The sequence below is a fragment of the Flavobacteriales bacterium genome (genome assembly GCA_020435415.1).
GTDB lineage: Bacteria > Bacteroidota > Bacteroidia > JACJYZ01 > JACJYZ01 > JACJYZ01.
Genome location: JAGQZQ010000038.1, coordinates 1 through 21,341 on the forward strand (window position 1 = coordinate 1; position 21,341 = coordinate 21,341).

21 protein-coding genes and 1 tRNA gene are annotated in these 21,341 nt (G+C 47.3%); 12 read left to right on the forward strand and 10 right to left on the reverse strand.

Annotated features, from left to right (window positions below):
• Nucleotides 1–113: 113 nt before the first annotated feature.
• Nucleotides 114–190: transfer RNA gene (locus KDD36_07910), tRNA-Ala, on the reverse strand.
• A gap of 231 nt (nucleotides 191–421) precedes the next feature.
• Here KDD36_07910 and KDD36_07915 point away from each other — a divergent pair.
• The 12 genes from KDD36_07915 to KDD36_07970 all read left to right on the forward strand — a co-directional run bounded on the left by KDD36_07915 (nucleotide 422) and on the right by KDD36_07970 (nucleotide 11,307).
• Nucleotides 422–649 carry a hypothetical protein gene (locus KDD36_07915; protein MCB0396562.1) on the forward strand — a complete coding sequence of 76 codons (228 nt, stop codon included), beginning with the start codon at nucleotides 422–424 and terminating at the stop codon, nucleotides 647–649.
• A gap of 123 nt (nucleotides 650–772) precedes the next feature.
• Nucleotides 773–1,192, forward strand: a complete 420-nt coding sequence (locus KDD36_07920; GenBank protein MCB0396563.1) for a polymer-forming cytoskeletal protein — start codon at nucleotides 773–775, stop codon at nucleotides 1,190–1,192.
• Nucleotides 1,131–1,379, forward strand: coding sequence for an AtpZ/AtpI family protein (locus KDD36_07925; GenBank protein MCB0396564.1), 249 nt, complete (start codon nucleotides 1,131–1,133; stop codon nucleotides 1,377–1,379). The genes KDD36_07920 and KDD36_07925 overlap by 62 nt, the downstream gene beginning before the upstream one ends.
• On the forward strand, nucleotides 1,376–1,771 hold the full coding sequence (locus tag KDD36_07930; protein ID MCB0396565.1) for a hypothetical protein: 396 nt from the start codon (nucleotides 1,376–1,378) through the stop codon (nucleotides 1,769–1,771). Before KDD36_07925 ends, KDD36_07930 begins: the two co-directional genes overlap by 4 nt.
• Before the next feature lie 172 nt (nucleotides 1,772–1,943).
• Nucleotides 1,944–3,017, forward strand: a complete 1,074-nt coding sequence (gene atpB / locus KDD36_07935) for a F0F1 ATP synthase subunit A (GenBank protein MCB0396566.1) — start codon at nucleotides 1,944–1,946, stop codon at nucleotides 3,015–3,017.
• 33 nt (nucleotides 3,018–3,050) lie between these two features.
• Complete coding sequence (gene atpE / locus KDD36_07940; GenBank protein ID MCB0396567.1) at nucleotides 3,051–3,290, forward strand: ATP synthase F0 subunit C; 240 nt, start codon at nucleotides 3,051–3,053, stop codon at nucleotides 3,288–3,290.
• A 66-nt stretch (nucleotides 3,291–3,356) separates the two neighbouring features.
• Nucleotides 3,357–3,851, forward strand: a complete 495-nt coding sequence (locus KDD36_07945; GenBank protein ID MCB0396568.1) for a F0F1 ATP synthase subunit B — start codon at nucleotides 3,357–3,359, stop codon at nucleotides 3,849–3,851.
• A gap of 7 nt (nucleotides 3,852–3,858) precedes the next feature.
• The gene (atpH, locus tag KDD36_07950; protein MCB0396569.1) at nucleotides 3,859–4,416 is read left to right on the forward strand and encodes an ATP synthase F1 subunit delta; all 558 of its coding nucleotides are present in this window, start codon (nucleotides 3,859–3,861) and stop codon (nucleotides 4,414–4,416) included.
• Nucleotides 4,417–4,441: 25 nt separating this feature from the next.
• On the forward strand, nucleotides 4,442–6,016 hold the full coding sequence (atpA, locus tag KDD36_07955) for a F0F1 ATP synthase subunit alpha (GenBank protein ID MCB0396570.1): 1,575 nt from the start codon (nucleotides 4,442–4,444) through the stop codon (nucleotides 6,014–6,016).
• Nucleotides 6,017–6,038: 22 nt separating this feature from the next.
• Nucleotides 6,039–6,923, forward strand: coding sequence for an ATP synthase F1 subunit gamma (gene atpG, locus KDD36_07960; GenBank protein ID MCB0396571.1), 885 nt, complete (start codon nucleotides 6,039–6,041; stop codon nucleotides 6,921–6,923).
• 92 nt (nucleotides 6,924–7,015) lie between these two features.
• A complete protein-coding gene (locus KDD36_07965; GenBank protein MCB0396572.1) occupies nucleotides 7,016–10,792 on the forward strand; it encodes a GHKL domain-containing protein in 3,777 nt (1,258 codons plus the stop codon).
• A gap of 197 nt (nucleotides 10,793–10,989) precedes the next feature.
• A complete protein-coding gene (locus tag KDD36_07970; protein ID MCB0396573.1) occupies nucleotides 10,990–11,307 on the forward strand; it encodes a hypothetical protein in 318 nt (105 codons plus the stop codon).
• A gap of 34 nt (nucleotides 11,308–11,341) precedes the next feature.
• On the opposite strand, the gene KDD36_07975 is transcribed toward KDD36_07970, so the two are convergent.
• The 9 genes from KDD36_07975 to KDD36_08015 all read right to left on the reverse strand — a co-directional run bounded on the left by KDD36_07975 (nucleotide 11,342) and on the right by KDD36_08015 (nucleotide 21,249).
• Complete coding sequence (locus tag KDD36_07975; protein MCB0396574.1) at nucleotides 11,342–12,838, reverse strand: hypothetical protein; 1,497 nt, start codon at nucleotides 12,836–12,838, stop codon at nucleotides 11,342–11,344.
• Nucleotides 12,839–13,112: 274 nt separating this feature from the next.
• Nucleotides 13,113–13,922: a DUF3108 domain-containing protein gene (locus KDD36_07980; protein ID MCB0396575.1), complete on the reverse strand. Its 810-nt coding sequence runs from the start codon at nucleotides 13,920–13,922 to the stop codon at nucleotides 13,113–13,115.
• A 59-nt stretch (nucleotides 13,923–13,981) separates the two neighbouring features.
• On the reverse strand, nucleotides 13,982–16,783 hold the full coding sequence (locus KDD36_07985; protein MCB0396576.1) for a leucine--tRNA ligase: 2,802 nt from the start codon (nucleotides 16,781–16,783) through the stop codon (nucleotides 13,982–13,984).
• Nucleotides 16,784–16,833: 50 nt separating this feature from the next.
• On the reverse strand, nucleotides 16,834–18,195 hold the full coding sequence (radA, locus tag KDD36_07990) for a DNA repair protein RadA (protein MCB0396577.1): 1,362 nt from the start codon (nucleotides 18,193–18,195) through the stop codon (nucleotides 16,834–16,836).
• 12 nt (nucleotides 18,196–18,207) lie between these two features.
• Nucleotides 18,208–18,612 carry a hypothetical protein gene (locus KDD36_07995; protein MCB0396578.1) on the reverse strand — a complete coding sequence of 135 codons (405 nt, stop codon included), beginning with the start codon at nucleotides 18,610–18,612 and terminating at the stop codon, nucleotides 18,208–18,210.
• Nucleotides 18,609–19,115 carry a D-glycero-beta-D-manno-heptose 1-phosphate adenylyltransferase gene (rfaE2, locus tag KDD36_08000; GenBank protein MCB0396579.1) on the reverse strand — a complete coding sequence of 169 codons (507 nt, stop codon included), beginning with the start codon at nucleotides 19,113–19,115 and terminating at the stop codon, nucleotides 18,609–18,611. The genes KDD36_07995 and rfaE2 overlap by 4 nt, the downstream gene beginning before the upstream one ends.
• Nucleotides 19,112–20,134, reverse strand: a complete 1,023-nt coding sequence (locus KDD36_08005; protein ID MCB0396580.1) for a flippase-like domain-containing protein — start codon at nucleotides 20,132–20,134, stop codon at nucleotides 19,112–19,114. The genes rfaE2 and KDD36_08005 overlap by 4 nt, the downstream gene beginning before the upstream one ends.
• 4 nt (nucleotides 20,135–20,138) lie before the next feature.
• Nucleotides 20,139–20,489, reverse strand: coding sequence for an aspartate 1-decarboxylase (locus KDD36_08010; protein MCB0396581.1), 351 nt, complete (start codon nucleotides 20,487–20,489; stop codon nucleotides 20,139–20,141).
• A 40-nt stretch (nucleotides 20,490–20,529) separates the two neighbouring features.
• The gene (locus KDD36_08015; protein MCB0396582.1) at nucleotides 20,530–21,249 is read right to left on the reverse strand and encodes a ComF family protein; all 720 of its coding nucleotides are present in this window, start codon (nucleotides 21,247–21,249) and stop codon (nucleotides 20,530–20,532) included.
• Nucleotides 21,250–21,341 lie beyond the last annotated feature (92 nt).

A 21,341-nucleotide genomic window follows, 5' to 3' on the forward strand; every position in this document is an offset into this window, starting at 1 on the left:
GAGAGATGGTCATAGGGTTTGACATTAGGATATAAATATAGCCAAATAGGACTCTGACTGCTTGCCTCAAGCAAGTGGTCTAAGTCCTGTCAAACCCTTATTTTTTGCCTTTCTGGTGGAGCATATCGGAGTCGAACCGATGACCTCTACAATGCCATTGTAGCGCTCTAGCCAGCTGAGCTAATGCCCCATGAGGAGTGCAAAAGTATTATTTTTTTCCAATACCGGAATGAACATTTCTGTGTAGCCGTTTGTAATCGGCTTTGATCAGGTATGGTAACTACTCCGGCGTATAAGGCGTTTTTCATATGGTGAAATACAGATGAGTGAACACCTGTTTGTTCGAAACTACCTGTTGCTGGATTTGAAACACATGCTTACATTTGAGGCGTGTTTTTAACCAGCGTAACACCATAAGACCATGAACACCATCTCCTATACCCAGATCCGCAATAACGTCAAACTTTATCTGGGTATGCGTCGTGAAGGAACACGGCTGGCCGTGCAGAATCTCAAGGAGAATGTGCGCATTCAACCGGATCGTCTGGATGAGATCCTGAGCAACCGATCTCAGCCTACCTTTGAAGAAGCCTGGGAAATATCTTCATACCTTGAAGTTCCTGTTCAGGACCTTTATCATCTGGTGTGAACATGGCCGTCCCTTCAGGAAACTGTTTCTGGGTAAGGAATACCGAAACGCACATTTAAAACAGTCAAAATCGCTATATTTGTCTTTAATGGAAATCCGTGTGGGTTTCATAAATAGATATCCATGGCAAAAATTACCGAAGTAGATAACCTACACAATAAGATCGGAGAAGGTACCACCATTGAAGGTGAAGTAAAATCCAATGGCAATCTTCGGGTAGATGGTACGGTGATCGGTTCCATCCATTCCAAAGGTAAAGTTGTGGTAGGCCCGACCGGTATGGTGCAAGGTGAGATCACTTGCCAGAATGCAGATATCACCGGATCCATCAAAGGAAAGATCACCGTGGTGGAATTGCTGCTTTTGAAGGCTACCGCCAAAATGGACGGAGATATTATCACGGGTAAACTGGGTATTGAGCCAGGTGCTACCGTGACCGGAACATGCAATATGGGTAAGGAAAAACCCCAAATTCATATGAATGGCCAAGGAAACGGAGAAGCCGGAAGGAAAGAAAAACAAGCCGCCCTCGCAAGCCACTAAGTTCGAAGCTTACGCCCGTTATTCAGGAATCGCATTTCAGGCTGTAGCCATGATCCTGCTCGGAACATTCGGCGGGCACGCATTGGACAAGCATTTTGAAAACCGGATTAACTGGATCACCGCGGTGGCTGCCATCGTTTCAACAGCCCTGGCCTTATATTATCTGATCAAACAACTCACCCGATGACCGCGCAGGAAAGATTCATGAAGTATGCAACACGTGTGGTGCTGACCACCGTGATCTTTACCGGCGTGGCATGGCTCATCAGAAGCAACGTTTTAAAAGGAGACCGGCTGGAATGGCACCGGGGCATACCCATTATCTTTTATTTTATGGCTGTCGGTCTGTGGTCCGGATACCGCATGATCAGGGCCCGCGACCAGGAAGGTAACGGCTTCATCCGCGCATTCATGGTCACCAGCGTTATGAAACTGGGAGCCTATTTCGGATTGCTCTTCGTTTGTTTATGGCGATGGGAGGCGTATACTGCCGATGTAATCATCCTGTTCGCCGCCTGCTATATTCTCTTTGCAGCCCTTGAAAGAACCTTCCTCATGAACGCCATGAGAAAGTCATAGGTCGGCTGAAAAATTCCATTCGCGGAACTTATACTGCCAACTGCCGAAAAAACCCGGTGTACATCCGTACTTTCCTTGGGAATAATATTTTTTTAATCAACATAAATCAATAGCTTTGCGGTCGTTTTTCGGCACCCCCTCGTAATATTTGGTGTGAAAAGCATTGCGCTAGATGAATAAAAATAGGATTGGCAACGCTTTCAGGATTCTGGTCATTTTAGTGGCCGGGATGGTGTCCCTCTGCAATTCTGCATTCGCCTCCGAAGGCGGGCACGGTGAGGGGAAATTCAATGCAGGTGAAATGATCATGGGTCACGTTGGTGATGCACATGACTGGCACATCGCGACCTGGAAAGGAGAACACATCACCATTCCTCTCCCCATTATAATTTACGACGAAGCCAAGGGTCTTTCCGTTTTTATGTCAGGTAAATTTCACCATGGCATCGTTGATGACCGCTATAAACTCGAAGGCAACTCCATTGTTGCCGTGGATGCAGAGGGGAACGTAGATGAAGAAGCCAGCGCTGGTTTGTGGGATCTCAGCATCACCAAGAATACCGCAGCGCTGTTTGTAAGCCTTATCCTTCTGCTTGTTATCTTCTTTAATATTGCGGGTGCCTATCGAAAGCGAAAGGGTGCTGCGCCCAAAGGCCTGCAGTCGCTGATCGAGCCCATCATTATTTTTGTGAGGGACGACATTGCGAAATCCAGCATCGGTGAGAAAAAGTATGAGAAATTCATGCCCTACCTTCTCACCGTTTTCTTTTTTATATGGATCAATAACCTCATGGGTCTGATTCCGATTGCTCCCTTCGGTGCAAACCTGACAGGAAGCATTGAGGTGACCATGACACTGGCCCTTATCACCTTTGTGATCACAACGATCAACGGAAATTCGCATTACTGGAGACACGTTCTGGCCATGCCGGGTGTTCCGGTAGCGATCCTGCCCATCCTTACCCTTATCGAGGTCATGGGTTTGTTCCTGAAGCCTTTCGTGCTTATGGTGCGGTTGTTTGCAAACATCACGGCGGGACACATCATCGTACTTTCATTTTTTGCACTGATCTTTATTTTCGGTGAAAAAGGAGCAGCAGCCGGTTTCGGAACGGGCGTGTTCTCCCTCATCTTTACCATATTCATGTCTATGCTGGAATTGCTTGTTGCATTTATCCAGGCATACGTTTTCACATTGCTGTCTGCCATCTATTTCAGCATGGCGGTAGAAGAAGAACATCATTAATCAGATTTTGTTAAACCCTAAATTCAATTGAATATGTTAGTCGAAATGTTAGAGGTAGGTCTCGGTCAAGGTGTGGCAGCTCTGGGTGCCAGTGTTGCAGCTATCGGTGCTGCAATTGGTATTGGTCGCATCGGTGGTGATGCACTGCAAGCTATGGCTCGTCAGCCTGAAGCCATCAATGATCTCCGTGCCAATATGATCCTGACTGCCGCTCTGGTGGAAGGTGCTGCCTTCTTCGCCATGGTTATTGGCCTGCTCGTTGTATTGAACTAAGTTCGTTTTCAGCCAACGTTTCTTATAGGTTCCTGTGAATCTTTAAGAAACCAATAATACATTCGTATGGAACTCATCAAACCTGGAATAGGTCTGATCTTTTGGATGATGGTCTCTTTTCTGACCGTGATGTTCATCCTGAAAAGATTTGCCTGGAAGCCCATCCTGGGCGCTCTGAAAGAGAGAGAAACTTCGATTGAAGATGCCTTGAAGCAGGCGGATAAAGCCCGTGAAGAGATGGCCAACCTGCAATCTGCCAACGAAAAGTTGCTGCAGGAAGCGCGCATTGAAAGGGACACTATGTTGAAAGAGGCCCGGGAGATGAAGGACCATATCATTGCGGATGCCAAAACCAAGGCGAAAGAAGAAGCCGATCGCCTCGTTCAGGGTGCGCGGGAATCTATCAAGAATGAAAAAATGGCCGCCATCACCGAGTTGAAAAACCAGGTGGCCACGCTCTCGATCGATATCGCGGAAAAGATTCTGAAGAATGAACTCTCTGACGAAGAGAAACAACGCAACCTGAACTCCAGCCTCATTGATGAGGTGAACCTTAACTAAGTCAACCATGCACGGATCAAGGGCAGCCAACCGTTACGCAAAATCTCTCTACCAACTGAGCATAGATCAGGGGGTGCTGGAGGAAGTGTATGCGGATATGCGTATGATCGGGCAGTCGTTGCACGATAGCAAGGACCTTGTAAGTCTCTTGAAAAGCCCCATCGTTAAAACCGACCGTAAGTGGAAGGTTCTTGAGACCATATATAATGGTAAGGTGAATAAGGTGACCCTCGCTTTCATCAGGTTGATGACCCAAAATAAAAGGGAGGCTCTCCTGGAAATGATCGGAGAACATTTCGTATTCCTCTACAAACAATACAAAGGGATCATTACCGCAGAAGTAACTGCAGCAGTTTCACTTGATGAGGATATGAAAAAGAAGATCCTGTCCATCATCGGTAAAACAGCCGGTTCCAACATAGAAATCGTTGAGAAAACGGATCCGTCACTTATCGGCGGTTTCATCATTAAATTTGGCGACAAACAGTATGATGCCAGTGTCGCTCACCGGTTGAAGGAATTGAAGAAAGCCTTCAGTGAAAATCCCTATCTGCCGGAATTTTAACGCATCGTTTTAAAACTTTCATGCCATGCCTGAAATAAAACCAGCCGAAGTTTCTAATATTCTGAGAGAACAGCTTGCCGGCGCCAAGACCGAATCCGAACTGGAAGAAATTGGCACCGTACTGCAGGTAGGTGACGGTATTGCCCGTATCTACGGGTTATCCAAAGTGAAGTCCGGTGAACTGATCGAATTTGAGAACGGTGTCAGAGGGATCGTGATGAACCTCGAAGAAGACAACGTCGGAGCTATCCTGCTGGGTAGTTCACAGGAGATCAAGGAAGGTGATGTGGCCCGTCGTACCGGCCTTATCGCTTCTGTGAAGGTAGGTGATGGCATGTGCGGACGTGTGATCAATACCCTCGGTGAACCCATCGACGGTAAAGGACCTATTCAGGGTGAAACCTATGAGATGCCCCTGGAACGGAAAGCGCCCGGTGTGATCTTCAGACAGCCGGTTAACGAACCGCTTCAAACCGGTATCAAGGCTGTTGATGCCATGATCCCCATCGGTCGTGGCCAGCGTGAGCTGATCATCGGTGACCGTCAGACAGGTAAGTCTGCCGTGGCCATCGATACCATCATCAATCAAAAAGAATTCTATGAAAGCGGTCAACCCGTTTTCTGTATCTATGTGGCCATCGGTCAGAAAGGATCTACCGTTGCCAACGTAGTGAAGGTATTGGAAGACAATGGTGCCATGCCTTATACGGTTGTGGTATCCGCTTCGGCCTCTGACCCCGCACCTATGCAGCTTTATTCTGCATTTACCGGTGCGGCCATCGGCGAATATTTCCGGGATACCGGTCGTCCGGCCCTGATCGTTTATGATGATCTGTCCAAACAAGCGGTATCTTACCGTGAGGTATCTCTTCTCCTTCGCAGACCTCCAGGTCGTGAAGCATATCCCGGTGACGTATTCTACCTTCACTCACGCTTACTTGAGCGTGCAGCCAAGATCATCAACTCTGATGAAATTGCAGCCAACATGAATGACCTGCCAGAGTCGTTGAAAGGAAAAGTAAAAGGCGGTGGTTCATTGACCGCACTTCCCATCATCGAAACACAAGCCGGTGACGTATCCGCTTACATCCCAACCAACGTGATTTCCATCACCGACGGTCAGATTTTCCTTGAGTCCAACCTGTTCAACTCAGGTGTGAGACCTGCCATCAACGTAGGTATCTCCGTATCGAGGGTGGGTGGTAATGCCCAGATCAAGTCGATGAAAAAGGTTGCCGGTACATTGAAGCTTGACCAGGCACAATACCGTGAGCTGGAAGCTTTCTCCAAATTCGGTTCCGACCTCGATGCTGCTACCAAATCTGTACTGGACAAAGGTGCACGCAACGTGGAGATCCTGAAACAAGGACAATTCTCTCCGCTGACAGTAGAAGAGCAGATCGCTATTATCTTCTGCGGTACCAAAGGTCTCCTGCAAAAAGTACCGGTTAATAAGGTGCGTGAGTTTGAGAAAGAATACCTCTCGTTCATGAAAGAGAAACACAGTGCCGTGATGAAAGATCTGAAGTCAGGTAAGTTGTCTGACGAGGCTGTGGAAACTATGGAGAAGGTGGCCAACGAATTGTCCGCAAAATATTAACCCTACCAAGACCTAACCAGCGGTGGCCAGTTTAAAAGAAGTCAGGACCAGGATAACCTCGGTAAGCTCAACACAGCAGATCACCAGTGCCATGAAAATGGTGTCGGCGGCTAAGCTGAGAAGGGCGCAGGATGCCATTGTACAAATGCGGCCCTATGCTACCAAGTTGCAGGAAATGCTGTGGAACCTGAGTGCGGCGCTGGAGGGTGAAAGCAATTCGCCGTTTTCTGCGGAAAACGGTTCAAAGAAAGTGCTGTTTGTTGCGATCACATCCAACCGTGGATTGTGCGGTGCGTTCAATGCAAACATCATCAAGCGTGTGAATAGCACGATACGCAAGGACTACGCGGATATCAGTGCCACGGATGTGGAAATACTTACCATCGGTAAAAAGGCGTCGGATTTCTTCAAGAAGTCTTCTCTGAACCATGCCGGCAAGTACGATGAATTATACGACAACCTCGACTTCCAGCATGTGTCTGAAGTTGCCGGAAAGGTGATGCAGTGGTATCTGGAAGGGAAGTACGGCAGGATATTTCTTGTTTACAACGAATTTATGAATGCAGCCAGTCAGGTTGTTCAGGTAGAACCCTTCCTACCCGCTCAGCCACCTAAAGCTGAGGATGCGGATACAAAGGCTGTTTCTATAGACTACATCTTTGAGCCGGATCAAGCTTCCATTGTAAATGAGCTGATCCCGAAATCTCTGAAAACGCAGTTCTACAAAGCCCTCCTGGATTCTCATGCAGCAGAACATGGTGCACGAATGACGGCCATGCATAAGGCTACCGACAATGCCAAGGATCTGCTGAAAGAATTGAAGCTGACCTACAACAAGGCCAGACAGGCAGCCATCACCACGGAGATCCTTGAGATCGTGGGTGGTGCCGAGGCATTGAATTCCTGATTGTAATACACGAGCGCATCTTGGTACCGGTGTGCCGGTGCCTTCTCATTGGGTTTTTTTGGCGTACCTTAGCATGTGTCTAACCACATGCCATGAATAAGTTACGGGCCATTGTAAGGAACCGTTTTTTTTACCTGCTGATCTCCATCCTGTTTTTTGTGGCTACCATCCTGGTGGACTTATACCGGGGACGGGAATACTATCAGCAACAAAAGGCATCACAGTTCCAGGAGACGTTGCATCACAATGAAGATGTGTTGGATGGTGTCCTTTCCCAAATGTCGCGGCCTGGCAACCAGCAGAACTTTGATAGTCTGATGATTCATGTCCAGGCTGATATGGACAGGCTATACCGTGAGCATGGTATTGTTATCCTGGGTTATAAATGGGATACACTGCAGTTCTGGAGCAGCATCTCCGCTACCTTTCCCACCATCCATTCCAAAAGCCCTTTTACACAGGAAGGATTGATCCGACTGGACAATGGATGGTATGAAGTTCGTCTCTCAAGAAATAACCGCAGCGTTTGGGTAGGGCTGTTGCTGATCAAAAATGATTACCCCTATCGTAACCGGTATCTTGAAAGCCGTTTCCACAAAAGTTATGCATTGCCTGAGGAAAGCAGCCTCGGCCATCAGGAGACCATGTCTTTCCGGGATATTAAAGACAACAAAGACAGGTTCCTGCTTTCGTTGGTCATTGCCAAAGACCCCAAGCCTACCGGAGCCGGTAGGACATTGCCCGTGATTTTAGCTGTGATAGGATTGTTGTTTATTCTGCTTTATCTGGAGAAAGAGTGTGCAGTGATGGCGGGAAATATCGGAGATCTCTGGGCCGGATTGTTGCTCATGGGTACGGTTTTGATACTCCGACACCTGATGATGAAAGTGAAGTTCCCTGCCGGGTTATACGAACTGGATATCTTCAGTCCGACCCACTATGCCGCCTCTTCCTTTTTTCCGTCACTTGGTGATTTTTTTATTAACGTATGCATCCTCTTCTACCTGGCCGTGGTGGTGAATAAGCGCATTCACATGAAGGCGATAAATGTCCGGTCCAACGTTGTATTAAAGGTCTCCGTAGCAACGGGATTGCTCTTTCTGCTGTTTTATTACGGATGGTTTATCACTGACCTTATCCGCGGATTGGTGGAACATTCCAAAGTTTCCATGAACCTGAATGATGTATTCTCATTGAATGCATACAGCTATATAGGCTTTGTTTCCATTGGTTTACTCCTGTTCTCTTTTTTGCTTCTGGCAGACAAATGGTTCGTTTCGGTGATCAGGTATGTCAGTGATGGTTTGGTCAGTACCGGTGGTCGGATCACCGGTCAGACAACCAGAAGATTGTTGGTGGCTTACCTTATCGCCTCCGGGGCATATGTCGTGGTTTCGCATTTCAAAGGTGTTGCTGACCTGATCATGATGATGTGGCCGTTGCTGATCATTCCCGTTTCAGGATATTTCAGGCGGGTTCCGGGCAAAACCTACCGCTTTAGTAACGTGATTGTGATCGTATTGCTGTTTGCCCTGCTCACCTCCCACTTGCTGTCGAAGTACAACGGCTTTAATGAGAAGAAAAACATGGAATACCTTGCAAGCGCACTTGCAGAGGAGCCGGATCATATCGGAGAAGTATTGTTCTCACAGCAGGAAGACAGAATTCTGGATGATGAGGAGATCAGGAAATACTTTACGAGACCGGATCTCCGGAATGAGGACAAAGTAAAGGATAGGGTCATTCAGAAATATTTCAGCGGATATTGGGATAAATATGAGGTGACCGTATATCTCTTTCCTCTCCACCGTAATGATAAGTCAAATGGCCGTTCTTCCGAGGAGCCGCAAATGCAACTTCTGGATCGGAGAATAAACCTGGACGGTCGTTCTACTGACCTGTCAGACCGGCTGTTCCGCATCGAGGGCACCACGGATCGGAGCGCCTATCTGGCTCGTTTCAGATATGGAAATAATATGCTTGCGACCAATGGTCCGGGAAGTTTATATATCGAATTAAAGGCGAAGATCATTCCAAAAGGGATCGGATACCCGGAATTGCTCATAGACGCATCCAACAGCGAGATCAAAAAACGGAATAAACTCGAGAACTTTTCCTATGCGCAATACCGCGGCGGATCATTGGTGGATCATCGTGGCGACTTTCCTTATAACCTCACCGTTTCTTCATTCCTGAAGAATCCAAAGGACGGAGTAACTTTACTTATGGGTGGATACAGGCATGTATTCAAAGTAACCGGGGATCAGGTGACGGTTGTGAGTGGAAAGCAAAAGCAGTTCCTGGACCATTCCTCACTCTTTTCATATCTGTTTGTATTCCTTTCGCTCTTTGCTGCATTGCTTGCCACTGTGGGATTCCTGCCGCTTGAGATCAACCTGATGGCGCTGAACTTCAAGAACCGGATTCAACTATATATTATGCTTATTCTGTTCTTTGCTTTAACGGTGGTAGGCGCAGGTACGATCTATTATATCAACCAACAATACAATACCGCCAATTATCAGAACATAAGGGAAAGGATCAATTCTGTTCTGATAGAAATGGAGAACAAACTGGGCGATAGCCCGGATATTGCACAAGGCATGGAGTCCTACGTGACCTATGTGCTCAAACGGTTCTCAAACGTCTTCTTTACGGACATCAACCTGTTTGATAAGAACGGGAATCTCATCGCGTCATCGCGTCAGAATCTTTTTGATCAGGGATTGATTGCAAGAAAGATGGATCCACGGGCTTATGCGGAAATGGTGATAGGGCAGAAGGCAGATTTCGTGCAGGAAGAGAATGTGGGTAAACTGAAATATTTTGCCGCCTATGTGCCATTCCGGAACAATAACAATGAATTGATGGCCTATCTGAGCTTGCCCTATTTTGCCAAGAAGAATGAAATAGAAAGAAGCGTACAGTCATTCATGGCCACGTTGATCAACATTTATGGCTTGCTGCTTATGCTTACGCTGCTGGGGGCATGGTTGCTGGCAAGCCGTATCACACAGCCGCTGCAGATGATCCAGGTGAAACTCGGTAAGATCAAACTGGGCCATTCCAATGAACCCATTGAGTGGAATTCTAATGATGAGATTGGCGGATTGGTGAGGGAGTATAACCGCATGATCAAAGAACTGGCGAGCAGTGTTGAGAAGTTACAAAAATCGGAACGTGAAAGCGCCTGGCAGGAGATGGCGAGACAGGTGGCCCATGAGATCAAGAATCCTCTTACGCCCATGAAGCTGAGTATCCAGCACCTGGAACGTGCCTGGAAAGACAAGGCGCCGGACCGTGAAGAACGCCTGAAGAACTTCACTCGCTCCATGATCGAGCAGATCGAGACCTTGTCGACCATTGCCACGGAATTTTCCAATTTCGCCAAAATGCCTGTTCAGAAAAATGAGGACATTGATCTGTCCCGATTGCTTGACAACACCACCCGTTTGTTTGAGGAATCAGAGCAGGTGGAAGTCGTTTACATGAACAGAACGAAAGGAGAGGCCAGGGTATTTGCCGATAAGGATCAGCTCGTTAGGGTATTCAATAACTTAATTAAGAATGGTATTCAGGCCATACCGGAAGACCGTGCGGGCAAGATCGAAGTAGTCCTTGAGGATGAAGGGAGACAGTGGATCATAGAGGTCAGGGATAATGGCAGTGGCATTCCCAGAGATCAGTTGGATAAGATATTTGTTCCGAATTTTACCACGAAAACCGGTGGTATGGGATTGGGACTGGCCATGGTTAAAAATATCGTCGAAGGCTTCGGTGGTTCTATCTGGTTCGAAACTTCGGAAGGCAAAGGAACAGTATTCGTGATTGCGTTGCCCAAGCCTGTTGGCTCACAAGGCAAGACCTGATGGTATGTTTCCTATTGGACTCACGGTGCATGTCACAGGGTGTTAAATTGCGGATAACCTCAAGGATTTATTACCTGTGAAAGAATCTGCCTTACTTTATCTCCCTGCCTGATTCAAGCAAGCTAACTTTAGGTCGTAAACCAATCAGGGGGCCACGGTACAACTTTGTGGCCCCTTCGATTCCTAATACCTCCATAATGAAAACAATGATCCAAATGGGTCGTCGGGGTCAACGTGTTCCCAAACCACAATACAGTCAGATCTGGCTGATACATCCTGACAAAGAGATTGCCTTGATCAAAGCGGGTTTATACCAGGCTGAAAATTTGGCTACGCATGTGGAAATATGCCAGGATATAACACAACTGGGCGAGCTGATGATCCGAGTACTGAGGGGTGAGAAGCCTGCACCGGATGTTATGGTATGCAATGAATGGCTTGCCAAGGAAAATGACGAACGTCTAAGCTTCTACAACAGATTTTTACCGGGTTGCCAACTCACACATGAGCTCTGATGTGAGGGATAGAAAGAATACGGGAAGCGTCCGGTTATAACCTGTTAACCGTTTGTTTGGTTGACATGGTGATGCGTTTCATGATGTACTCATCTTCCCAATTGACATAAGGAAGTACGGCATCCACCGTTTGGTTTTGTTTGATGAACTGATCTCGGTATTCAACCAGTTTGATGGTTGAGTACCGGGTCTTCACCATGGTGCGTTTGATCGCGATGCGGAAAAACTTCATCAATACCACTACGTGTGCGTAGCGTTTGGTGAGGTTATGATTGCGCAATTTGGTCGCCAGGCTTTTGATCTGGTCCTTGGCTTCCGCGAAATTCCTGGCCATACACAAACATAGGATGGTAAAGGCCTTGACTTCGATCTCTGCATGCATCATGTTCCTGAACATCACATTTTGTTGCAGGTTATTCAGATGCTTGACCGCGTGGACGTACTTGCCGTTGAAGTATTCCGTGGCAGCCATGTAGATCATGTAGTGGGCGTAGGTGATATGGTCCAGTAATTCCGGATCCCAACCGTCACGTTGTAATTGGTTATTCTCCCTTGGAAGCTGCCTTAGCATACCCTGGGATTTATACCATTGCAGCTTGGACATAAAGAAAAATGATGTACAGCCAAGGGATGTGAGTCTGGGTAGATCGAGCACATTTTCCTGAAGTTCATCCAGTTTTTTCTGTGCCTTGCTATGCAACTTGTGTAAGCGGTAAAATTCGAATGAAAGGTACGATACCAATGGTTGTGATGCCTCATACAATGGATCATTCGGATGCTTTTCCGGTAAGGTCTTGCATTCTTTAAGCATATCGTCAACCGCTTCTTCCTCTTCCCGATGATCCTTCAATGGAAAGAATAGGGTATAGGATATCTCCGTAAGACGCTCATAATAACGAAGCCTGTGGGAGTCATACACACGCGACAGGTTTTTAATTTCCTGACGAAGGGTGCGCACGAATTCCCCGGTCTCGGGATCGTGGGACAGGCTGAATTCTCCCAATTTCCTGCTAAACTCCAGCGTCAGGCTATACGCTTTGTCCAACGCAACTGAATAGGCCATCTGCCGGTTGTATGACCTGGAGTAATCATAGTATTTCGGACTTTGAAGGTGCATCCTTCTTAAAGCATCATACACCTTGATAAGCTCGTGCGGCATACTCCTTTCCTCCAACACTACCGCCATGTGTTCCATGATAGCCATGGCAATGTGTGGATGGATCTTGCTTGTATATATCAGCTTGGGAAGTGCATCCAGTTTTAGCCGGAGTTCTTCACCCGGACCTTCAAACTGCAGATACAGGAAGTATTGCAATTTGTCATAAAGCCGCGATTTCATGGTATGGAAGGCAGTGGAGGATAGCTCCATTTGATTCCTGATTCCTTCATCGCTCATCGGATTCTCATCGCTGTTGCGATAGACTTCCACCAGCTTCAGATAGTTGTTCGCATTGTTCTCTTCAAGCCCCGCACAAAACTTCAGATATTCCTTTGGCTTTAATTGTGTAATTACGCTTTTAAGATTTAGCATGCCAACCTGTTTAATTCAGTCATGTTTAAAGGATATGCTACTTAAACTTCCGCTCGCCATGCCCGCTGACGAAACAGAATACCGCACCGCCTCTGTACAATAAATATATATAATTAATTAAGAGCCTCGCAACTCATCCGGATGGTTTCCGAATGGTATGATACAAAGAAACTATGTTCTTGAAATTATCGAAAGGGACAAAGAAAAAAAATGCGTTAGATTCAATCACAGGTATTGTTTCCGAACACCCGTAAAGCTAATTAGGACCCCGAATTCAATCCTGGATAATAGCCATCGGATAGGCTTCTCCTTTCACGCTTTTAATGTCCATTTTAATAGAACCTACGAGCACTTCCGCCTGCAAACGGATGGGAATGTGGTTAGGGTCGTCCGAGATCCAGATCGTTAGATCCTCCTCAGCCTTAAACACGCGTCCTACCTGAATAACAGGGTTGAATTTGAGGCATTTAATGGTGCCGAGTTTGGTCTTCATGGTCTCCCGTCCGACAAATTTTATTTTGAACGGCCATAATTCTTCGTCGATAAACGTGGGAATTTCATATTCATCGCCTTTTGTGGCATGTGAAAAATCAAGGGAGCGGGCAAAATAAAATGCGGAAAGAATGTCCTGCACGTTGTCCGGAACCTCATATTCGGTGTCCTTCTGTTTGCTTTTTACCTTGTTCTTAAAGTGGTTGAAGATGTAGTCCTGCTCCAGCTTAAAACCGCCCTCATTCACGCGACGAATGAACACCCATGGGAAAAGGGCCACGGTGTCCATATAGGTTTCATAGCGGTCCCGGACCTTGAAAAACCAATCAAAGGCACCTTGTGACTTGCCTGAACCTACAATCTGGTAACAGGTCCGGTTACCGATCTTCTGAAGTCCCTTTACTTCTAATTGGGCTTCACCGGCGTCCACAAAACCATAGTGTACCCTGTACTTCAGTTGCTCCCCAACTTTGAACGGGCGGTAATCAACCTGCCGGAATACCTTTTCCGGTGCTGTCGTACCTACGCCTGCTGTCATGGATTGCAACACCAGGGCTGTAGCCAACAAGATATATTTTATCGGATGGGTCATACGCCTTATGATAACGCAAAACCCGTTCCAAAGTTTATATGACAGGGTGAAGTAGCGGTTCAGACCACCACATTTACGATCCTACCGGGTACCACGATCACTTTCCGCGGTTGCTTGCCATCAAGCCATTTGGCACTGCTTTCCATGGCCATTACTTCCTTCTCGATATCGGCCGGGCTCAGATCCGCCGGCAATTCCACGGTGAACCGTGTTTTCCCGTTAAATGATACCGGATAAGTAACGGTATCATCAGCCAGGTAGGCTTCGTCGCATACCGGAAATCCGGCATGACAAATGCTTTCCTTATGCCCGAGTGTTTGCCATAGCTCTTCGGCGATGTGAGGGGCAAAGGGTGCGACCAGTCTGATCAGGGGATCCAGAATACTGCGTTTGTTACATTTCAGATCACTCAGTTCATTGATACATATCATGAACTGGCTGACGGCTGTATTGAACGACAGGCGTTCGATGTCGTCCTCGGTTTTTTTAATCGTTTTATGGAGAACCTTCAGTTCATCCTTCGTCGCTTCTCCATTTTCCAGGAGGACATTTCCGTCCCTGTCGTAAAAAAGTCCCCACATCTTTTTAAGGAAACGAAAGGTTCCTTCAATGCCTTTGGTGTCCCATGGTTTGGCTATTGTCAAAGGCCCCAGGAACATTTCATACAAGCGCAGGGTATCTGCGCCGTAGCGTTCCACAATCCCTTCTTTGCCGGTCTCCGGGTTGCGATCGGGAGACACAACATTGAACTTAGACTTGGACATTTTCTCTACTGCACTCTCGCACAAAAATTCGCCTGCATCGTTGGATACAAATGTATAATCATTCATTTCGGGCTTCCAGTTCTTGAAAGCTTCCGTATCCAGAACCTCCTGTTGAATATGGTCAATCAAGGCATAGGTTGTGATCAATGCTCCTTCGTGTTTCCCTGACTTTACCAAATCGTATGAGTATGCGGTCTTTGTATCCGGATTAAAGTGAACCATATGAGCAACACCCAGGATCATCCCCTGGTTCACCAGTTTTTTAAAAGGCTCCCGATGCGAAACAACACCCAGGTCATGCAGGAAATGATTCCAGAAACGCGAGTACAAAAGGTGACCCGTGGCGTGCTCAGAACCGCCAATGTACAGATCTACCTGCTGCCAGTATTTTTCTTTTTCCGATGCAACGAGATGGTTTTCATTTCCAGGATCCATATAGCGCAACCAGTACCAGCTGGAGCCTGCCCATCCCGGCATGGTTGTTTGTTCGTAGGCGAACTCGCCTTTATATTTCCAGTTTTTGGCGCGTGCCAACGGAGCCTCGCCACTTTCGGTGGGCTTGTATTCGGTGATCTCGGGAAGTACCACAGGGAGTTCGTCTTCATCTGCCGTGTAGGGAATTCCATTCTTATAGTACACGGGAATGGGTTCACCCCAATAACGTTGTCTGCCAAATACGGCATCCCGCAATTTATAGTTGATGGTTCCCTTGCCGATCCCCAGCTCCTCAATCTTTTTAATAGCCGTTTTGATGGCTTCCTGCACTTTCATGCCGTTCAGGAAATCGCTGTTGATGAGGACGCCGTCTTTGCTTTCTTCCGCGCACTCATCCACATTCTGGCCTTCGATCACGGGAACGATGTTCAGGTTGTAGTGTTTTGCAAAACGCCAGTCGCGTTCGTCACCCGAGGGTACGGCCATGATGGCACCGGTGCCATACCCGGCGAGCACATAATCCGCGATCCAAACAGGGATCTTCTCGTTGTTAAAGGGATTGATGGCATAGGCTCCGGTAAAGCATCCGCTAACCGTTTTCACATTGGCCATGCGATCTCTTTCGGTCTTCCTCGAGGTTTGTTCGATGTAATTTTCTACTTCCGCTTTTTGATCGTCTGTGGTGATCTTTGCCACCAGTTCATGTTCGGGGGCAAGCACCATGAAGGTGGCGCCGAAGATGGTGTCGGGGCGGGTGGTGAAGACCTGGATGCGTGCATCGGATTGTTCCACGTGAAAAAAGATGTTGGCTCCGTGGGACTTGCCAATCCAGTTGCGTTGTATTTCTTTCAGGGCATCGCTCCAGTCTACCTCATCAAGTCCTTGCAAAAGGCGTTCGGCATAGGCGGTGATGCGCAGGCTCCACTGCTTCATTTTCTTTTGTACCACGGGATAACCTCCGCGTTCTGATCGCCCATCTTTAACTTCATCATTGGCAAGCACGGTGCCCAGTTCCGGACACCAGTTGACCACCGCTTCGGAGAGATAGGCAAGCCGGTAGTTCAGAAGGATTTTTCTTTGTTCATCCTCCGACATGGCCTTCCATTGGTCTGCATCAAACTTGGCGACGGGTCCGGCAGATGCATGTACATTTTGGTTGCCCGATTGCCCGAAGGTTGTGATGAGGGTCGAAATGGGTTCAGCCTTTCCTGTGTCTTTGTTGAACCAGTGATGGAACAGCTGGATAAAGATCCACTGTGTCCATTTATAATAAGCCGGATCGCACGTACGGACTTCCCTGTCCCAATCAAAGGAGAAACCAAGCAGGTCCATCTGCTCACGGTATCGTTCAATGTTTTTCTCTATGGTGACTGCGGGATGTTGTCCCGTTTGGATTGCATACTGTTCTGCAGGAAGACCGAAGGCATCATAGCCCATGGGATGAAGTACGTTAAATCCCTTCATCCTCTTGAAGCGGGAATAAATATCCGATGCGATATAGCCCAGGGGATGGCCGACATGCAAGCCGGCACCGGAAGGATATGGGAACATGTCCAGTACATAGCACTTTTCGCGCTGCGTATCTTCGACTGTCCGGTAAGTATTGTTTTCTTTCCAGTACTTACGCCACTTTCTTTCAATGTCCTGAAAATGGTATTCCATCGCTTCCGGTTTTAGTCGCGAAGGTAATGATTTGAGTGGTTATAGCGGTTTTATCCGAACAGGCGTGTGAAGGCTTCGTCAACTTTATTCACAAAGATCACCTCAATACCGGTGTGCTGTCCTTCCAATGCTTTACGTGAATAACCTGACACCATGATCTGGCGAAAGCCTAGTTTTTGTGCCTCGGCAATGCGTTGGTCGGCTCGTGGGACAGGCCGGACTTCACCGGTAAGACCTATCTCTGCTGCGAAACAAAGATCGGAAGAGACAGGAATGTCTTCGTGAGATGAAAGCAGAGCGGCAATCACCGCAAGGTCAATTCCGGGATCATCCACACGAATACCGCCTGCAATGTTCAGGAACACATCCTGCATTCCCAACCTGAAGCCGCAGCGTTTCTCGAGCACGGCCAGCAACATGTTCAAACGGCGAAGGTCAAAACCGGTGGACGACCGTTGGGGGGTACCATATACCGCACTTGAAACAAGGGCCTGTACTTCGATCATGAGGGGACGGATACCTTCAATGGTCGCAGCTACCGCAGTTCCACTGAGTGAGGTTTCTCCCCGATTGATGAGTACTTCGGATGGATTGGCGACTTCCTGCATCCCGGAAGATTTCATCTCATAGATGCCGATCTCCGCGGTGGAGCCGAACCGGTTTTTCATGGCACGCAGGATACGGTAGGCATGATGGCGGTCTCCCTCAAACTGAAGTACGGTGTCCACCATATGCTCCAGCACTTTGGGTCCTGCCAGTTGCCCGTCTTTTGTGATGTGGCCGATCAGGATAACCGGTACTTCCTTTTCTTTCGCATACCGAAGGAGTTCTCCGGTACATTCGCGGATTTGGGAAACCGAACCGGCGGAAGAATCTATAGAAGATGAGGTGAGCGTTTGAATGGAATCGATGATGACCAGGTCCGGACGGATGTTTTTTGCCTGGCTGAATATGGCATTCAGATCCGTCTCAGCAAGTATGAAACAATCCGTACTTTTCCAGGGCATCCTTTCCGCCCGCATTTTGATCTGTAGTTGACTTTCTTCGCCTGAAACGTACAATACCTTGTGTTCCGGCATGCGCAATGCCATTTGAAGTAAAAGGGTGGATTTGCCAATTCCAGGTTCACCGCCAACGAGTACGACTGATCCGGGAACCATTCCGCCACCCAGCACCCGATCCAGCTCCGGATCCGCGATTTTTATGCGGGGGAATGAGATATAATTTACTTCGGAAAGTGGAAGGGCTTTTGCTTTGGTTTTTTCGTCACGCCAGGTTTCACCTGACTTCGTTTTCTCAACGACCTCTTCTACATAGGTATTCCATTCCTGGCAATTGGGGCATTTACCCAGCCACTTGGCGGATTGGTTTCCGCATTGCTGACAAAAGAAGGTAGTCTTAACCTTGGCCAAGGAATGCCTGTATTATTCTATTTTTTTGAATTCTGCAGTATATGGACCGTTGACCCCCGAATTGTAATAGATAACCAGGATGTCCTTATTTAGTTGCATGATCTGGAAGCGCTCATTCAACCAAAATTGGCCGAAATCCTCAAAAGTAATATAGGCTTTGCTGAGTCCTGCTTGGAGTACATATGTGCTGGAATCCGGATATGGAACTCCTACAATTGTATTAATAACTACCTGCTCATCATTGAAAGTCCACTTTTGTATGGAACCAACATTGCCAATTTCAATCCGTTCCCAACTTCCGTTCAGTTTCTTTTTTAATCCTGCCTTTGAGGGAAAAAGGATCGTTTTTTTGCACGAATTAAAGCCAACAAGAGCAAGAAAGCTTGCTAAACAAAGATATACGGTAAGCTTTTTCATGGTCGCTTTAACGTGGATAGTCTGTTTATGGTTGCGGTGGTTGAGTAACCATCCACAAAGGGAATGATCTCTACCTGTCCTCCGTGTTGCTTTACCATATCACCGCCAACTACCTGATCTTCGGTATAATCTCCACCTTTTACCAGAAGATCGGGGAGGATAAATGTAACTAAATTCAGGGGCGTATCCTCGGAAAAAAGTACGACGGCATCTACAAACCTCAGGCTGGCCATCAACAACATCCGGTCTTCTTCCTTATTAACGGGCCGGGTTTCTCCTTTTAGTTTTTTTACCGATTGGTCAGAATTAAGGCCTACAATAAGTTTGTCTCCCTTCCCTGCAGCTGCCATGAGATAACGGATATGTCCGGTGTGCAGAATATCAAAGCAACCATTCGTGAAAACGATCTTAGCTCCTTCTTTTCTCCACAGGTTTATCAGTGCCGTCAGTTCCGGGCCGGCCTGTGCAAACATGGCTTTTTGTATGCCTTCGGTAAAATTCAACTGGCCTTAAGGGTTTTGCTCTTGATGGTCAGCAAAAATAATGAAATCGCACCAACCACAAGAATAACCAAAGTCTGGGAAGAATGCACCAGGTATGCAAATGATACCGCGGAACTTTCCGCCACCAGGTATATTTCGGTAAGGGTAAGGCTAACAATATAGTGATAGGTACCCATTCCTCCGGGTACCGGGGCAACGATACCTAAACTACCCATGGCAAGGGTGGTGAATCCTGCTCCGACGGATAGATGCTCTGTGGCATCCAGCGCAAAGAAACACAGGTAGACCATGAGATAATAACACACCCATATCAGCAAGGTGTATAATATGAACAATCCTTTGTTCTTCATTCGTTTGATGGTCTTCATACCTCCGGTAAAACCAACCCATATGCGTTTGAGTTTGAAGAACAGACCACCGCCACGCTGGCGCATCCGATGCATCGACCTTTTTATCAAATAACCTGAGGCCACTAACAGGACCACTGCACCCCCCAAAGCCAGCCAGATAAAAGAGGTGTTGTCGGCAACGCGTTGCTGTAGCGGATCAAATAAATTTTGGTTCAGAAAATCCGAAAGTATTCCGATCTGAAAAAGAATAGTGAAGAGTGTGATCAGCATTAGGGAAAGCAAATCCAGACCACGTTCCACGATAACGGTACCCAGAAGACCTTGAATAGGAATGCCGTTTTTACGTGCCAGGATGCCACAGCGGGTTACCTCACCCAATCGGGGTACGATGAGATTGGCAAAATACCCTGACATCGTTGCATGGAAGGTGGTCGTAAGTTTTGTGGAGAACCCCATGGTGTTGATGAGCATATTCCATCGGGCGGCTCTGAAAACATGACTCAGTATCGCTACGGACATGGAGAGTATCACCCAGTTCCACCGTGCACCCATCAGCTCATTCTTCATCCGGGTGAGGTCCTGATTACGCGTAACAAACCACAGTAACCCGAAGCCAATTCCCAGGAAAACCAGGTACTTTAAAACATTCAGGATGCGTTTCTGTGACAAGGGGTCAGGTAAGTCTGTTGGTGGCTGTTTCCGGGAAGATCAGACTGGGCTTGAATTTCTTTGCATCTTCAAAAAGCATCTGGGCATACGATATGACGATGATCACATCACCAACGGTTACTTTTCTGGCAGCCGGTCCGTTCATACAGATCACTCCACTACCCCTTTCTCCCTTGATGACGTATGTTTCCAAACGTTCACCATTATTGATATTCAGCACCTGAACCTTCTCGTTCTCGATGAGGTTGGCTGCATCCATAAGGTCTTCATCAATGGTAATGCTTCCTACGTAGTGCAGGTTCGCTTCCGTCACAGTTACCTTATGGATCTTTGATTTGACGATCTCAATAGTCATGGTGCAAAAGTAGTCAATTTGAGAATGTCCGTGTAAGAAGTTATTGATGCGTAAATGCCAGGGTGACAATACTGATTGTGCATCCGGGAATACGTTGCAAAACCTGTCCGCATGCTTCCAGGGTCGCACCGGTGGTTACAACATCATCCACCAGAAGGATATGCTTGTTGATGAGTGGATCAGGATCGTTTACTACAAAGGCATCTTCAACATTTTGCCAACGGGCGAACCTGGATTTACGTGTTTGACTTCTGGCACCGGTGATCCTTTGCATATGCCCGTCATAAATTTCGCACATCATTGTTTCAGCCATGCCGTCTGCCAGACAGCGGCTTTGATTAAATCCTCTTTTTTTGTGCCGTTCCGGTGTGAGTGGTACGGGCAATATTCCGTCTACCTGCCATCCGGCCTGCTTTAATGCATGTCCCATTTCCCGGCCAAGCCAATGACCGAGGGTCGTATCGTTATGGTACTTGATGCTATGAACCAACCGACGAACGATGCCGTGTTTTTCAAAGTGGAGGTAGGCCATGGCACGGTTTACCTGTAGCCTTCCCCAAAATATCCTGGAAACGTGATGGTCTGTGAGCGATTCGAAATTTGTTCTCGGCAAATGAAGACGGCATGGCAGACATAGCGGTTTTTCTCCTTTCAACAGGGTTTTTCCGCAACCGGGACACGCTTCAGGATAAAACAGGGAAAGAAGGTCCGAACCCCATTCCTTAACCTGCACTTGTTTTAGATGTTTGACAAAAGCCATGCTTAAAGGTAGAAAAACCGTGTCTTTGACAGCCTCAGAATTTCTACAGATTGAAAAGGTATCTTTATAACCTGCATCTACCGTATAAAGAT